We start from the raw sequence: 15109 nt of genomic DNA, 5'->3' as shown, positions 1-15109 counted from the left end.
CTCGTGAGGTGGTTGCAGCCTCTGGCGGGTGCCGCCGTGCTGGGCGTGCTGGTCTGGCGCCTCGGCGCGGGACCGTTCCTGGCCGGCATCACGGCCGTGGATGCGCGGGTCCTCGCCGCGTCCGCCGTCGTTCTGTTCCTCGCAACGGTGTGTTCCGCCTGGCGCTGGCAGCTGGTGGCCCGCGGACTGGGCCTGGAACTGACGCTGAAATCCGCCGTGGCCGCCTCCTACCGTGCCCAATTCCTCAATTCCACCTTGCCCGGGGGCATTCTCGGCGATGTCCACCGCGGCCTGGCCCACGGGCGGGCCGGCGGCGACGCGGGGCTGGGGCTGCGCGCCGTCGCCTGGGAACGCGCTGCCGGGCAGCTGGTCCAGGGCGTGCTGGCCTTGGCCCTGCTCGCGGCGCTGCTTTCGCCAGTGCGGACAGCGGTGGCACTGCCGGCCGTGGTGCTGCTCGGAGCGGCCGCCGTCGTACTCGCCGCCCTGCGGCTGCGGACGGCAGACGGGCCGTCCTGGTGGGCCAGGATCCTGCGCACGGCTGCGGCGGATGTTCGCCGCGGCCTCCTGCCGCGCCACACCTGGCCCGGCGTGGTCACAGCATCCTTCCTGGCCGTGGCCGGGTATGTGGCAGTCTTCCTGATGGCTGCCAGGTCGGCGGGGTCCACGGCGCCGCTGCGGCAGCTGCTGCCCCTGGCCGTGCTGGTGCTGATGGCGATGGCGGTGCCTGCCAGCATTGCCGGGTGGGGGCCGCGTGAAGGTGCCGCGGCCTGGGCCTTCAGCGCCGCGGGCCTAGGGGCCGCACAGGGGGTCAGCGCCGCCGTGGTCTATGGGGTGCTTTCCCTGGTTTCCTGCCTGCCGGGGGCGTTGGTGCTTGTCGCGGGGGCCCGGGCCGGTGCCCGTGCCGGTGTCGGGGCAGCCGGGGCAGCCGGCAGGCAAGCGGTGGAGGCTGAACGGCCGGCCGGACGGCTCGGAGGCGGCCTTGGCTGAGCGCCCCTATACGCTGTTGAGCTGCTGCATGTCCCTGGACGGTTACATTGACGACGCCGGACAGGACAGGCTGCTGCTCTCCAATGCCCCCGACTTTGACCGTGTTGACGCGGTCCGGGCGTCCTGCGACGCGATCATGGTCGGCGCGGCCACCTTGCGGGCCGACAACCCCCGGCTGCTGGTGCGCAGCCAGGCACTCGCGGGGGAGCGGACTGCCAGGGGGGAGCCGCGCTCGCCCGTCAAGGTGACCGTGACCGGAGCGGGCCGGCTTGATCCGGAGGCCAACTTTTTTGCCGACGACGGCGCGCAAAAGCTGGTCTATTGCGCCAGCGAATGTGCCCCCGCGATGTCGCTGGCGCTGGGCGGGGCCGCCACGGTGGTCGACGCCGGCTCGCCGGTGCGGATGGCGGCCGTGTCCGAGGACCTGCATGGACGGGGCATCCGCCGGCTCATGGTGGAAGGCGGCAGCCAGGTCCACACACAATTCCTGGCCGGCGGCCTGGCCGATGAGCTGCAGCTGGTGGTGGCACCGTTCTTTGTGGGTGATTCCCGGGCGCCGCGGCTGGTGGGCGACGCCGCATTCCCATGGAATCCGGGACGTCACGCCAGGCTCGTTGAGACCCTACCCCTCGGAAACGCCGTCCTTTTGAGGTATGCGCTTTCGGACCGTTTCGACGGCGCTAAAGGGCAGGAACCGTCCGCGGCCGGACGATGAGCCACAGGGCGGCCATGGCCAGCAGGATGGAGCACCCCATGATCAAGGCCATGGGGGTGGCCGTCTTGACGCCCACCAGGCCCACCACCGGGGTGATCAACCCGGCGAAGCCGAACGTTGCTGCGCCCAGCAGGGAAGCGGCCGTCCCGGCCTGGCGCCCGTTGCGGGCCAGGCCCAGCACCTGCACGGAGGGGAACATCAGCCCTGTCGCGGCAATGAAGAACCAGAGCGGAACCATGACGCCCCACAGCCCCAGTCCCAGCTGGTCAAACAACACCATCGCGGCCGCGGCGGCCACCTGCACCACCGTTGCACCAGCAATGACCCACTGGGGCCCCACCCGGCGCATGATGCGGGCGGCCACCTGGACACCCGTCACCACCCCGAGCGAGTTGATGGCAAACAGGAAGCCATACTGCTGCGGGGTGAAGCCGTAGGTGTTTTGGAACAGAAAGGTCGACGCTGAAAGATAGGTGAAAAGGGCGGCGAAGTTCAGTCCGCCCACGAGCAGCGTGCCCACAAAAATCCTGTCGCCGAAGACTGCCTTGTAGCGGCTGGCGACACTCACGCCGTCGGACTTTCTCTTCTCCGGCGGCAGCGTTTCAATAATGAAAACGAACGCGGCCACCACCACCAGTGCGCCGTAGCCAGCCAGGAACCAGAAAATGCCGGGCCAGTCCATTATGCCCAGCAGCTGGGAGCCGATGACGGGGGCGAAGATCGGGGCCATGCCGTTGACCAGGGACATGTAGGAGAGCATGCGGACCAGCCGGTAGCCGCCAAAGAGGTCGCGGATCATGGCCATGGCCACCACGCCGCCGCCGGCCGCCCCGATGCCCTGCAGGATGCGGAAAATGCCCAGCATGGTGATGTCGGTGGACATCGCGGCGCCGATGGATGCCGCCACGTGCAGGGCCGTGGCCAGGATCAGCGGCACGCGGCGGCCAAACCTGTCGCTGAATGGGCCCACCACCAGCTGGCCTGCGGCAAAGCCGATGGTCGTGGCCGTCAGGGTCAGCTGCACCGCCGTGGCACTGACGTTCAGTTCCTTGCCAATGATGGGGAATGCCGGCAGGTAAAGGTCAATCGTGAAAGGGCCCAGTGCTGTCAGCAATCCCAGGACCAGGACGTAGATGAGTTTTTGCCGGCGGGAGAGGCTGTCGCCGGGGTGGGACGTGGGGGTCACGAAGGGAATCCTTGCAGGGGCTCGTGTTGGGCGGGTGGGAGGGGCGTGCCGGTGCATTGGCGGGTGGAAATGTGCTGCGCCCATGATGGTGGAATTGCCATTGGCCCCGTTCAATTATGTTATTCGTTTTTGGGCACCAAATACGGGCCCGGAAATTCATTGGCAACGATTTCCACGGCTTGGCTCCGGGGCCATAACGCGGGCGTTCCCCATACTATTCCGCACCGCCCGAATCCGGCGGTGGCGATGGATGGTAATTTTGTCAGTACTACGGCGCCCATTGAACGGGGCGCTCACAGATTTCCCGTCCGGCGCAACCGGCGGGAAACCATAGAATATGGAGGCGGTCCCATGGCAGTGTCACCCAAAGCCGTGCAAATTGGGCTGAATGAGCGCTCCGGCTCCGGGGGATCAACCCTTGTTGATGCCGTCAAGACCGCGTCCCGCCTGGTGCCGCGCCAGATCACGGATGAAATTGAACTCGCCAAGCTGGAACTGGGCCAAAAGAAGGACAAGCTGGGCGGGCTGGCCATCTATGCCGTGCTGGCCCTGGTGTTTTTGGTGCTGCTGGTCATTGGACTGGTGGTGGCAGCGATAGCCGGGCTGGCCGTCGTCGTGCCTCTGTGGCTGTCCGCCCTCATTGTGTGTGCCGCCCTGCTGGTGCTAATGGGCATCGCCGCCCTCGTCGCATTCAGGAAGGTCCGCTCGCTGCTGCCGGCCCTGCCGGAAAATGCGTGGCGGGGAATCCGCCACGACCTGGGTGTGGCGAAGGAGGGCACCGCCTTTGACGCCTCCACGCTTGTTGCACCGAAACTGACCGCGGCGCAGAAAAAGGCCAAGAAGGCCGCCAAGGAGGCAAAGGCGGCCGCTGCGAAGGCGGAGCGTGAGTCCAAGGCCGCCGAGCAGGGTCCCAAGGCCAGCCAGCAGGAGCTGGTTGCGCGCACGGCTGCCCGGCGCAAGCACCTGTTGGAGGTGCGCGGGGAACTGCTGGCGGAGGCCAATGTGAAGAAGCAGGCCTCCCACCTGGCGGATTTTGCCAGGGAAAAGGCCGGCGACAAGGTGCGCAGCCAGGCCACCGGTGCACTGACCCACGGCGTGGAAACGGTGAAAACGCGATGGAAACCACTTGCCGCCTTCGCCGTGTCGGCCGTTGCTTGCGCGGTGTTGCTGAGAAAGTTGTTTAAGCACTAAACGCCTCAACTCGCCGCCGGAGAATGCCTGCCGGCCCATTCCTTCCCCGGGAGAGGAGACACGCATGCCTGCCGCAGCCCCCCTGCCGCCCAGCAGCCAGGACGCCATCCTCACCCTCCCCAACATCATCACGGTGGTCAGGTTTCTGGGCACTCCATTGTTCATGTGGCTGGTGTTGGCGCGCCACGAATATGGCTGGGGCGTTTTTGTCCTGGCCATGATGGGCTGCACGGATTGGATAGACGGATTCGTGGCCCGCAAGCTGAACCAAACGTCCCAGCTGGGCCGCATCATGGATCCCCTGGCGGACCGGGTGGCCCTGGTTGCAGTCGTCATCACGCTGGTCATTGCCCACATCCTGCCGTTGTGGCTGCTGCTCCTGCTGCTCATCCCCGACGTGGTGCTGCTGGGCGCCACGCTGTATTTCTTCCGCGGGGACGCGAACCTGAAGGTCACCATGCTGGGCAAGACGCGCACGGCTGCGCTGCTCATTGGCACGCCGCTGCTGCTGCTGGCCGAGGCCCTTGACTCGGAGGGGACCCGCATTGCCGCCTGGATCATCCTTGTTGCCGCCATGGTGATGCACGTCATTGCGTTTGTCCTTTACTTCAGGGCACTGCTGGCCAAGCACCGGGAACTCCACCACCCGGCCAATCCTGCCGCGGGGCGCCCATGATGTGGCTTGCGGTGGCGTGCGCCGTCGCCGGGGCATTTTTCCTGGCATTCGGAGCACAACGCCAAGGCAGCGCCGTGCAAAGCAACACCGGCGGGCTGGCCCTGGGCAGTTCGGGGTTCCTGCGGCTTTTGCGCAACCCGCGCTGGGTGCTGGGGCTGCTCCTGCTCGGTGCCGGCATGCTGCTCAACGTCACGGCCCTGACCCTGGGCACGCTCACCGTCATCCAGCCCATTGGCGCCATCGCCCTGGTGATCACCACCATCGTCAACTCCCGCGACCAGGGCATCCGGCTCAACCGTGCCACCGTCGTCGCCATTTCCGCCTGCGTGAGCGGCAGTGCCCTTTTCGTGCTCCTGGCAGTCAACGTGGTCCGCGAGAACACCCATGTCCTGGCCGAGGAGGAGCTGACGGTGGTGATGCTGCTGGCCATCACCATCGTGGTGTTTGGCAGCATCCTGGCCCTGTTCAAGCACCGGATCAAGGCGTTCTTCCACATTCTTGGCGCCGGCGTGCTCTTCGGCTTTGTCGCCGTGCTGACCCGCATCATTTCCAAGCAGGTGTTCGACCCAAACGGGCTGTTCCTGCTGAACGTGCAGTGGTACTCCGTTATCGCCATCGCCGCCGCGGGCGGGCTGGGCAGCTGGTTTGTGCAGAGCGCCTACGCCAGCGGGCCGCCGGACCTGGTCATCGCCGGCCTCACGGTGATCGACCCCATCGTGGGCATTGCCATCGGCATCACCATCCTCGGTGAGCTTCGTCCCGATGTGCCGCCCGTGGTTGCGATATCCATGGCCGGCGCGGCTTTGCTTGCTATCGTGGGTGTGGTTGCGCTGTCAAGGCACCATCCGGACGTGGTCAAGCGCCGGGCGGATGCCAAGAGGGAGCAGCGCAAATAAGGCACCACCCCATGGATCCCGCAGTTTCCGGGAACCTCCAGACACTACGTACGACGGCGTTGGGAACCCCTGCGGTTGCCTCGCGTTGGGCACCGGTCACGTCCGGCTGCCAACCAAGCCACCAGGAGCAATATCCGTGACATCCACCCCGGGCGCGGTCCCGCAGAAGCCGCTGACAATCCTGATTGCCGCTGACACCTATCCGCCGCACATCAACGGCGCGGCACAATTCTGCTTCAGGCTGGCCACCGGCATGACGGCGCGCGGCCACGACGTCCATGTCATGACATTCCGCCCCGACGGCGGGCCCATGTACACGGAGAAGCACCCGGAAGCCACGCTGCACCGCCTGCGCTCACGGCCCGTGCCCACGCACGAATACTTCAGGGTGTGCCTGCCATGGGAAATCAAGAAGGACATCACCGCCCTGTTTGACGTGATCAAGCCGGACGTGGTGCACGTGCAGAGCCACTACATGATTGGCGAGCACGTGGTGTACGAGGCCCAGCGGCGGGGGATCCGCATTGTGGCCACGAACCACTTCATGCCGGAGAACCTGAACCCGTTCCTGCCCTTCCCGCAGTGGTTCAAAAACATTGTGGGCCGGGTTTCCTGGCGCGACATGGGCAAGGTCATGAGCCGGGCCGACGTGGTGACCACCCCCACGCCCCTTGCTGCCAAGGCCATGCACCAGCACGCATTCCTGCGCAAGGTGCTGCCGCTGTCCAACGGCATCGAGGTGGGCAACTACGAGCTGGCGCCCGGGGAAGTCCTGGAGCGCAACCCGTACCCGACCGTGGCGTTCGTGGGGAGGCTGGCCGAGGAAAAGCACATCGATGTGCTCATTGATGCGCTGGCCAAGACGCCTGCGGACCTTAACCTGCACCTGGTGGTGGTGGGTGGCGGCGAGGTCAAGTCCGCGCTTAAGGCCCAGGCTGAAAGGCTCGGGCTCTCCTCCCGCGTCAGCTTCACGGGTCTGATCAGCGATGCTGAACTGCGCGACGTGTACCTCAAGGCTGACTTGTTTGTGATGCCCGGTACCGCCGAGTTGCAGTCGCTGGTGACTTTGGAGGCGATGAGTGCCTCCACTCCGGTGCTACTGGCCAACGCGATGGCCCTGCCGCACCTGGTGGAAGACGGCGTCAACGGCTACCTGTTCACGCCCAATGACAGTGATGACCTCGCCGCGAAAATCACCACGGTCATGCGGCTTTCCCCGGAAGACCGTGCGGCAATGGGTGCGGCCAGCCACGCCATGGTGGCCCGCCACGGACTGAAGAAGACGCTCGACACCTTCGAGGACATTTATCGGGGCGGCAGCTACGAGGATCACGCGGTCTGACGCCGGACCCACTAGTATTGTGGATGTGCTTTCCCCCGAAGCCCTAACGGCGCCGTGGGAGGGCACGCTGCACGGGGCCATAGCTCAGCTGGTTAGAGCGCGGGACTCATAATCCTAAGGTCCTCGGTTCAAGTCCGAGTGGCCCTACGTGTAAATCCCCGGAATCTCAACGATTCCGGGGATTTTTTTGTGCCCATCTGGCCTGTGCGGCACTGACTACGCGGTCAGTATGCAGCGATGGCGACATAACGCAGGCCTAAGTCGCCATCGCTGCTGTCTCGAGGGGAATTCGCGGCCCGCCCGGCGGCTCGGGTGTTGTCCGCGCCACCCAAATGCGGTAAGTTACTCATCAGTAACTTATTTGGCCGGGTGCCAAATCGATCCCCATGAACGAAGTGAACCAGCAAAGGATTCTCCATGCCCCAGGCCGCCGCAGACCCCAACAACCTCCCCTATGCAGACGGCGATTTTTTCGGATTTGAGCAGCTGCTCTCCGCTGCCGAGCGTGAACGCCTGCAGGAGATCCGCGATTTCCTGGCCAAGGAAATCAAGCCCATTGCCGTGGATTGCTGGAACCGCGGCGAATTCCCCATGGAGCTGATCCCCAAGCTGGCGGCGGCCAACCTGGTGAGCCCCGTGCGACGCCAGGGCTGGTCGAATGTCTTTGCCGGCATTGTCCACGCCGAGTTCACCCGCGCCGACGCCTCCATCGCCACCTTCATGGGCGTCCACGACGGCCTCTTTACCGGTTCCATCGAAGCATTGGCCTCCGACGAGCAAAAGGCGGCCTGGCTTCCGGACATCTACGCGCTGAAGAAGATCGGTGCCTTCGGCCTGACCGAACCGCTGGGCGGCTCGGACGTGGCCGGCGGCACCCGCACCACCGCCGTGCGCGACGGCGACAACTGGATTCTCAACGGTGCCAAGCGCTGGATCGGCAATGCCACCTTCTCCGACTGGGTGGTAATTTACGCACGCGACGTTGCCGACAACCAGGTCAAGGCGTTCCTTGTCGACACCACATTGGCTGGCTACACCGCCACCAAGATCGAAAACAAGATCTCCCTGCGCACGGTGCAGAATGCAGACATCACGCTGGAGAACGTGGTGGTCCCGGATGCCTTCAAGCTGGCCGGCGGCAACAGCTTCCGCGACACCAACAAGGTCCTGAAGGTCACCCGCCTGGCCGTTGCCTGGCAGGCAGTGGGCCTCCAACTTGCCGCCTTTGACGTGGCCCGCCGCTACGCGGTGGAACGCCAGCAGTTCGGCCGCCCCCTGGCCTCCTTCCAGCTCATCCAGGACCAGCTGGTGAAAATGCTCGGCAATGCCACCGCGTCCATGGGCATGATGGTGCGGCTCTCGCAGTTGGAGGACCTGGGCCAGGCCAAGGACGAACAGTCCGCCCTCGCCAAGGCATTCACCACGGCCCGGATGCGCGAAACGGTGGCCATGGGCCGCTCGGTGCTGGGCGGCAACGGCATCGTCACCGACTACGAGATGGCCAAGATCTTCGCAGACGCCGAGGCCATCTACTCCTATGAGGGCACCTACGAGATCAACACCCTGGTCACCGGCCGCGCCATCACGGGCGTCTCCGCCATCGTGTAGGCCGTCGCGCCCCCGCGCGGGACAATTCCTGACGGCACCCACCCCCAATTAGGGCGCGGAGTCCATGGGCAGCAGGACCGACGGCCGCAGGTCGAGAATGAACTGCAGGGGATTCAGGTAAACGTCCCCGCGGCGCACACCCCAGTGCAGGCAGCTGGCCTGCCCCGGCGGCCCGGCGTCGCAGTGTGTGGGGGAGGCCAGGGTGCCCAGCACGCTTCCCTGCACGACGGCGTCGCCCGGCTTGAGAGTGGACGCCACGGGCTCGAAACTGAGCAACAGGCCGCTGGCGGTGGCCACTGTCAGCACGGGGCGGTCCACCACCACCCCCGCAAAGGTGATGACGCCCGCCGTCGGTGACTTGATGCCGGCCCCCAACGGGGCCAGCAGGTCCACGCCCCGGTGTCCGGAGAGCCAAGGCTGGCTCGGCGGGTCAAAGGCGTGGACCACCACGGGGCGCCCGGCCAGCGGCCAGCCCCAGGCGAGGGATGCCGGCAGCGGGCGCGCCGCCGTCGTTGGTGAAACGGGAAGCTGGCTGGGCGCGGCAGCAGCACCCGGGAGGGGCAGCAGTGCCGCAAGCAGCAGTGAAGCCAGCCATATGTGGTGTTTTGCTCGCAGCCCGGTCAGTTCCATGGCACCAGCATGCGCGCTCCCGGGACTCGGCGGGGGAGCACGGCGCACATTTGTGGACGCCCGCGGCGGGTGCGGTGCCTGTGGAGGGGGCATTGCCGGCGGTTAGCCCGCACCACGGCACTGTAGTAACATTGTGGGAGCAGTGTGCTCTTTGCATGCTGACTACGCGCACCCCACCCTGACGAGGTGCCCAGGAAATTTCTTGGGTCCTGCGGATGGATTGTGCCCATACGGTCCGCCTTTTCCGGCGGGACATGGACGCGCAATAGGGTGCCAGGAGCAGGGCCGGACGGCACTTTTCGCCCGGTTTTCAAGCTAAAGAACCGTAAAAGAAATAGAAGGAGCGCCGGCATGCCCGTCGTAACCATGCGCCAGCTGCTTGACAGCGGCGTCCACTTTGGACACCAGACCCGTCGTTGGAACCCGAAGATGAAGCGATTCATCCTCACGGAGCGCAACGGCATCTACATCATCGACCTGCAGCAGTCACTGTCCTTCATTGACCGCGCGTACGAGTTCGTGAAGGCCACCGTTGCACACGGCGGCACCGTGCTCTTCGTCGGCACCAAGAAGCAGGCACAGGAAGCCATCGCCGAGCAGGCAACCCGCGTGGGCCAGCCCTACGTGAACCAGCGCTGGCTCGGTGGCATGCTCACCAACTTCCAGACGGTTTCCAAGCGCATCCAGCGCATGAAGGAACTCGAAGAGATCAACTTCGAGGACGTTGCCTCCTCGGGCCACACCAAGAAGGAGCTCCTGCTCCTCAAGCGTGAGCTCACCAAGCTGCAGACCAACCTCGGCGGCATCCGCAACCTGACCAAGGCACCGTCCCTGATCTGGGTTGTTGACACCCCTAAGGAGCACCTCGCCATTGACGAGGCCCACAAGCTGAACATCCCCGTTGTTGCCATCCTGGACTCCAACTGCAACCCGGACGACGTCGACTTCCCGATCCCGGGCAACGACGACGCCATCCGCTCCGTTGCGCTGCTGACCCGCGTGATCGCCGACGCCATTGCCGAGGGCCTCATCGCCCGCAACGCCAAGGCAACGGGCAGTGAAGAAGCTGCGGCTGAGCCGCTGGCCGAGTGGGAGCGCGAGCTTCTCGAAGGCGACACCGCCGCTGCTCCGGCAGAGGCTGGTGCTCCGGCCGAAGCTGCTGTCGAGGCCCCTGCCGCCGAGGCTGCTCCGGTTGCCGAAGAGGCTCCGGCCGAGGCCGCCGCTGAAGAAGCTGCAACCGAAAAGTAATTCCGACTCCACGGCGGGCGGGTCAACCGGCCGCCGCACTGAGGACTTAGACGCTGGCAGGATCGCGGCGCCCACAAGGCGCAGCGGTCCTGCCAGAGTTCAGTGAAGCAAGTCAAAATACGCAAAAATCTACACTGAGGGGTTCATATGGCGAACTACACCGCCGCTGATATTAAGGCTCTGCGCGAGCGCACTGGCGCTGGCATGATGGACGTCAAGAAGGCTCTCGACGAGGCCAACGGCGACGCCGAGAAGGCCATGGAGTTCATCCGCATCAAGGGCCTCAAGGGTGCCACCAAGCGCGAAGGCCGTTCCACGGCTGAGGGCCTGGTTGCCGCCAAGGCTGAAAACGGCGTGGGCGTCATGGTTGAGGTCAACTGCGAGACCGACTTCGTGGCCAAGGCTGCCCCGTTCATCGAGTTCTCCAACAAGGTCCTGGCCACCGCCCTGGCTTCAGGCGTCTCCGACGTCGACAGCCTGCTGGCCGCAGACCTTGACGGCAAGCCGCTGTCCGAGGCTGTCATTGAAGCCGGCGCGCTGTTGGGCGAAAAGGTTGCCATTCGCCGCATTGCCCGCGTCGAGGGTGCCACGGTTGACGCCTACCTGCACAAGACGTCCAAGGACCTCCCGGCCCAGGTCGGCGTGCTGTTCGCGGTCGACGGCGACAACCAGGAAGTCGCCCACGACGTTGCCGTGCACATTGCAGCCATGTCCCCGACGTTCCTCACCCGCGAGGAAGTTGCTGCGGAGACCGTCGAGAACGAGCGCCGCATCGCCACCGAGACTGCCCAAGCTGAAGGCAAGCCCGAAGCTGCCATGGCGAAGATCGTTGAAGGCCGCCTGACCGGCTTCTTCAAGGAAATCGTGCTGGTGGACCAGTCCTTCGCGAAGGATGCCAAGAAGAGTGTTGGCACCGTTCTGAACGACGCCGGCGTCAAGCCTGTTGCCTTTGCCCGCTTCCGCGTTGGGGCATAAAGCAGCAAACTGCTGATGTGACGAAGAAGGGGCAGCCGCCATGGTCGGCTGCCCCTTTCTTGCGCCCCGCGTCAGATAGGATTTGAGACGCACCGAACACAACTGCATTGAGGGAACGCCGTCCAGCTGCAGGCTGCCGGCCCCGATGGAAGGCGACATGACAACGAACACCCCCGACACCACGCAGGACGTTCCCCACAACCCCTCAGGCACCATCAAGCGCCGCCGTGTGCTGCTCAAGCTTTCCGGGGAGGTCTTTGGTGCCGGCAAGCTCGGCGTTGACCCCGCCACCATCCGCGACATCGCCCAGCAGATTGCCAGCACGGTGGACAGGGTGGAAGTTGCCATCGTGGTGGGCGGGGGAAACTTCTTCCGGGGCGCGGAACTCTCCGCCTCGGGAATGGACCGCTCCCGCGCCGACTACATGGGCATGCTGGGAACGGTCATGAACTGCCTGGCCCTGCAGGACTTCCTGGAGCAGGCAGGCGTTGACACCCGCGTGCAAAGCGCCATCACCATGGGCCAGGTGGCCGAGGCCTACATTCCGCGCCGGGCCATCCGCCACATGGAGAAGAGCCGCGTGGTCATTTTCGGTGCCGGCGCCGGCCTGCCTTACTTCTCCACCGACACCGTGGCCGCCCAGCGTGCGCTGGAAGTCCACGCCGACGTGGTCCTGATGGCCAAAAACGGCGTGGACGGCGTCTACACCGCGGACCCCAAGAAGGACCCCACAGCCGTCAAGCTTGACCACCTCAGCTACGACGAAGCCATGGCCCGAGACATTCGCGTCATGGACCAGACGGCGTTCAGCCTGTGCCGGGACAACAACGTCACCATGCTGGTATTTGGCATGCAGGGGCAGGGCAATGTGGCACGGGCCATTTTGGGCGAGGAACTGGGCACCCTGGTCACACCCTAGGAGGCCATTTGGCGCGCGGTGACGGCCCGGCGTCGTCCTCATCCCACGGCCATCCCACGGTAGGATGGTTTCAGGATTGCCACGTGCACGCGCCGTGGATGAGTTGTGTACACCAAATTGTTGAGGGAGACAGACGTGATCGAAGAAACCTTGTTCGAGGCAGAAGACAAGATGGACAAGGCCATCGAGGTCGCCAAGGAAGACTTCTCCGCAGTGCGGACCGGACGCGCCAACCCTGCCATGTTCGCCAAGGTCATGGTGGAGTACTACGGGGCGCCCACCCCGCTCCAGCAGCTGGCCTCCTTTGCCGTCCCCGAAGCGCGCACCCTGCTGATCACCCCCTTCGACAAGTCCGCGCTGCATGAAATTGAACGCGCCCTGAGCTCCTCAGAGGTGGGCGCGAACCCGTCCAATGACGGGAATGTCATCCGGATCATGATGCCGGAGCTGACGCAGGAGCGCCGCAAGGAATATGTGAAATTGGTGCGCACCAAGGGGGAAGACGCCAAGGTCTCTGTGCGCAACATCCGCCGCAAGGCAAAGGAACAGCTGGACAAGCTGGTCAAGGACGGCGACGCCGGCGAAGACGAGGGTGCCCGTGCCGAGAAGGAACTGGACGCCCTGACCAAGGCGCACACGGACACCGTGGACGAGCTGCTCAAGCGCAAGGAAGTCGAGCTTCTCGAAGTCTGATGAACGACCCCCAGCCCGCGCCGGCCGGTTCCCCTGGGGAGGGGCCGGACGCTCCCAGCCCAGCAGCGGATGCCGCCGCGGAGCCCGCCGCCTACCAATTTCCCACTCGGAAAGCCCGGCGCGTTGCTGAATTGACGGGTTTGATTCCCGTTGTGGTGCCCGAAAACACGCCGGCAGCCAAGCTGTCAGGACCCCCGACGACGGCGGGCGCCGTCGTGCCTGAATCGGCGGCTCCTGCACCGGGTGCTCCGGCGGCAAATGCACCGGGCGTGCCTGCACCGGCTGCCAAGCCTGTGCCGGCACCGGCGGCGCCAGTGCCGGCCCAGCAGGCCCACGAATCGAAGGCCAAGGCGCCCAAACCCAAGTCATCCAAACCCAAGGCGCCCGCCCGCCAGCGGCCCGCAGTGCCCGTGCCCGCAGCCCCCGTGCCCGCAGTCCCCGTGCCCGCAGTTCCCCTGCCCGTGGGACCAGTTGCGGCGATCCCGGACGAGGTGTCGGCCGGGAAGCCGCAGCGCACTCCCAAGGCCGGGCGCGACCTGCCCGCCGCCGTCGGCGTGGGCGTCACCCTGCTGGTCCTGGTGCTGGGCAGCCTGCTCTTTTTCCCCGTGGCTTTCGTCATCGTGGCCACGGCCTTTTCCACTGTCGGCGTTTGGGAGGTCTCCCGCGCCATTGCCCGCAGGGGAATCAAGACGCCCCTGACCCCCGTGATGATTGGCGCCCTGGCCATGCCGGCGTCGGCCTATTTTGCCGGTTCGGAAGGCCTGCTCTTTGCCCTCGTGGCCACGGCGGGGGCCACCTTGCTGTGGCGGTCCCTGGACTCGGAGCCGGGCGCCGTGAAAAGCATCGTGGCCGGAGTCTTTTCCCTCCTGTGGATTCCTTTCCTGCTCAGCTTCGTCTTTCTGATGCTGCGGGGGACAACCGGACCCACCCTCGGGCTGACCCCGGACCTGGGAAACATCAACCCCGGCGTTGTTGAAGTGGTCATCATGCTGATCCTGGTGGTGGCCAATGACACCTTCGGCTACCTGGTGGGCGTGCTGTTCGGCAAGCACCCGATGGCCCCGCAGATCAGCCCCAAGAAGTCGTGGGAGGGGTTCGCCGGTTCGATGGGGGGAGCCACCCTGGTGGCCATCCCGGCCACTGTTTTCCTGCTGGACCAGCACTGGTGGGTGGGGCTCGCCCTGGCCATTGGGATGGTCCTGGCCGGCACCGGCGGCGACTTTGCCGAATCCATGGTCAAGCGTGAACTCGGCGTGAAGGACATGAGCAACCTGCTGCCGGGCCATGGCGGCGTCATGGACCGGCTGGATTCAATCCTGTTCGCGGCTCCCGTGGCCTATGCCATCTTCAGCATATTGGGCCAGTTATGATGTGCATCAAACAGCCCGTGCCCCCCGTTTCCGTCCAAGAATGCAAAACCCTCTAGGAATGACTGTGACCGTGGAAGAAAAGACCCGCACCAACTCCAAGTTCAAGCTGGTTGGCCCCAAGGAAATTGGCTACAACGTCAAGCAGGTTGACGTGTTCCTGGACCGTGCCCGCGCCTACTTTCTCAACTCCAACACGGCCGACACGCCCATCACCAGCCATGACGTCCGCACGGCGTCGTTTGAACCCGCCCGGGGCGGCTACAACGCGCAGGCCGTGGACGCCGCCATGGACCGCATCGAGGACGAATTTGTGCTCCGCGAAAAGGAGCTGCTGATCAAGGCCGACGGCGAAAAGGCCTGGATGCTCAAGATCGGCAAGACGGCCGCAGTGCTGCGCGGCAGGCTGCACCGGCCCGACGGCGAACGCTTCCGCCGCCCGGCCCGCCGGAACGCGCAGAGCTACAGCATCGAGGATGTTGACCTGCTCTGCCACGAGCTGCTCACCTACATTGAAGACAACGGCGAGCTCAGCGTGGACGTGGTCCGCCGGGCAGTCTTTTCCCCCGCCAAGGGCCCGGCCGGGTATGAGGAAAGCCAGGTCGACGCGTTCCTGGACCGTGTGGTGGAGCTCATGGCGTCCATCGACACGCCGGCCGACAAGTAGCAGCCGGCC

15 protein-coding genes and 1 tRNA gene are annotated in these 15109 nt (G+C 65.4%); 14 read left to right on the top strand and 2 right to left on the bottom strand.

Annotation, left to right across the window (positions count from 1 at the left end; genetic code table 11):
* Positions 1 to 3 precede the first annotated feature (3 nt).
* Positions 4 to 987: a lysylphosphatidylglycerol synthase transmembrane domain-containing protein gene (locus G6N77_RS00720; RefSeq protein WP_306987458.1), complete on the top strand. Its 984-nt coding sequence runs from the start codon at positions 4 to 6 to the stop codon at positions 985 to 987.
* Positions 980 to 1702 (top strand): RibD family protein, encoded by a 723-nt coding sequence (locus G6N77_RS00715; RefSeq protein WP_165180078.1) that lies wholly within the window; start codon positions 980 to 982, stop codon positions 1700 to 1702. Before G6N77_RS00720 ends, G6N77_RS00715 begins: the two co-directional genes overlap by 8 nt.
* Here the strand turns inward: G6N77_RS00715 and G6N77_RS00710 are convergent.
* A complete protein-coding gene (locus G6N77_RS00710) occupies positions 1668 to 2888 on the bottom strand; it encodes a multidrug effflux MFS transporter (RefSeq protein ID WP_306987460.1) in 1221 nt (406 codons plus the stop codon). The genes G6N77_RS00715 and G6N77_RS00710 overlap by 35 nt on opposite strands.
* A gap of 351 nt (positions 2889 to 3239) precedes the next feature.
* On the opposite strand from G6N77_RS00710, the gene G6N77_RS00705 reads away from it, so the two are divergent.
* The 6 genes from G6N77_RS00705 (at position 3240) to G6N77_RS00680 (ending at position 8601) form a co-directional block, all read left to right on the top strand.
* Entirely contained in the window at positions 3240 to 4079 is an 840-nt protein-coding gene (locus G6N77_RS00705) for a phage holin family protein (RefSeq protein WP_165180077.1), read from the top strand.
* 64 nt (positions 4080 to 4143) lie between these two features.
* Complete coding sequence (locus G6N77_RS00700; protein WP_165180076.1) at positions 4144 to 4755, top strand: CDP-alcohol phosphatidyltransferase family protein; 612 nt, start codon at positions 4144 to 4146, stop codon at positions 4753 to 4755.
* On the top strand, positions 4752 to 5651 hold the full coding sequence (locus G6N77_RS00695; RefSeq protein ID WP_165180075.1) for a DMT family transporter: 900 nt from the start codon (positions 4752 to 4754) through the stop codon (positions 5649 to 5651). Before G6N77_RS00700 ends, G6N77_RS00695 begins: the two co-directional genes overlap by 4 nt.
* 136 nt (positions 5652 to 5787) lie before the next feature.
* A complete protein-coding gene (locus G6N77_RS00690; protein WP_262453832.1) occupies positions 5788 to 6993 on the top strand; it encodes a glycosyltransferase in 1206 nt (401 codons plus the stop codon).
* A gap of 73 nt (positions 6994 to 7066) precedes the next feature.
* Positions 7067 to 7140 (top strand) — tRNA-Ile (locus G6N77_RS00685).
* Positions 7141 to 7410: 270 nt separating this feature from the next.
* Positions 7411 to 8601: an acyl-CoA dehydrogenase family protein gene (locus G6N77_RS00680; protein WP_165180073.1), complete on the top strand. Its 1191-nt coding sequence runs from the start codon at positions 7411 to 7413 to the stop codon at positions 8599 to 8601.
* Positions 8602 to 8649: 48 nt separating this feature from the next.
* Here the strand turns inward: G6N77_RS00680 and G6N77_RS00675 are convergent, their stop codons facing one another.
* The gene (locus G6N77_RS00675; RefSeq protein WP_165180072.1) at positions 8650 to 9231 is read right to left on the bottom strand and encodes a M23 family metallopeptidase; all 582 of its coding nucleotides are present in this window, start codon (positions 9229 to 9231) and stop codon (positions 8650 to 8652) included.
* Positions 9232 to 9582: 351 nt separating this feature from the next.
* Between G6N77_RS00675 and rpsB the strand changes: the two genes are divergently transcribed.
* From rpsB to G6N77_RS00645, 6 genes are all read left to right on the top strand, one after another.
* Positions 9583 to 10479: a 30S ribosomal protein S2 gene (gene rpsB / locus G6N77_RS00670; protein ID WP_165180071.1), complete on the top strand. Its 897-nt coding sequence runs from the start codon at positions 9583 to 9585 to the stop codon at positions 10477 to 10479.
* Between the two features lie 147 nt (positions 10480 to 10626).
* The gene (tsf, locus tag G6N77_RS00665) at positions 10627 to 11454 is read left to right on the top strand and encodes a translation elongation factor Ts (RefSeq protein WP_165180070.1); all 828 of its coding nucleotides are present in this window, start codon (positions 10627 to 10629) and stop codon (positions 11452 to 11454) included.
* Positions 11455 to 11611: 157 nt separating this feature from the next.
* Positions 11612 to 12373 carry a UMP kinase gene (gene pyrH / locus G6N77_RS00660; protein WP_165180069.1) on the top strand — a complete coding sequence of 254 codons (762 nt, stop codon included), beginning with the start codon at positions 11612 to 11614 and terminating at the stop codon, positions 12371 to 12373.
* A 135-nt stretch (positions 12374 to 12508) separates the two neighbouring features.
* Entirely contained in the window at positions 12509 to 13066 is a 558-nt protein-coding gene (frr, locus tag G6N77_RS00655; protein WP_165180068.1) for a ribosome recycling factor, read from the top strand.
* A 152-nt stretch (positions 13067 to 13218) separates the two neighbouring features.
* Positions 13219 to 14436 (top strand): phosphatidate cytidylyltransferase, encoded by a 1218-nt coding sequence (locus tag G6N77_RS00650; RefSeq protein ID WP_338083805.1) that lies wholly within the window; start codon positions 13219 to 13221, stop codon positions 14434 to 14436.
* 64 nt (positions 14437 to 14500) lie between these two features.
* Positions 14501 to 15100: a DivIVA domain-containing protein gene (locus tag G6N77_RS00645; RefSeq protein ID WP_370875276.1), complete on the top strand. Its 600-nt coding sequence runs from the start codon at positions 14501 to 14503 to the stop codon at positions 15098 to 15100.
* Positions 15101 to 15109 lie beyond the last annotated feature (9 nt).

The sequence above is a fragment of the Arthrobacter silviterrae genome (assembly GCF_011045165.1).
Taxonomy (GTDB): Bacteria; Actinomycetota; Actinomycetes; order Actinomycetales; family Micrococcaceae; genus Specibacter; species Specibacter silviterrae.
Note: the sequence above shows the minus strand (reverse complement) of the source record. Positions and strands in the feature narration are given on the sequence as shown.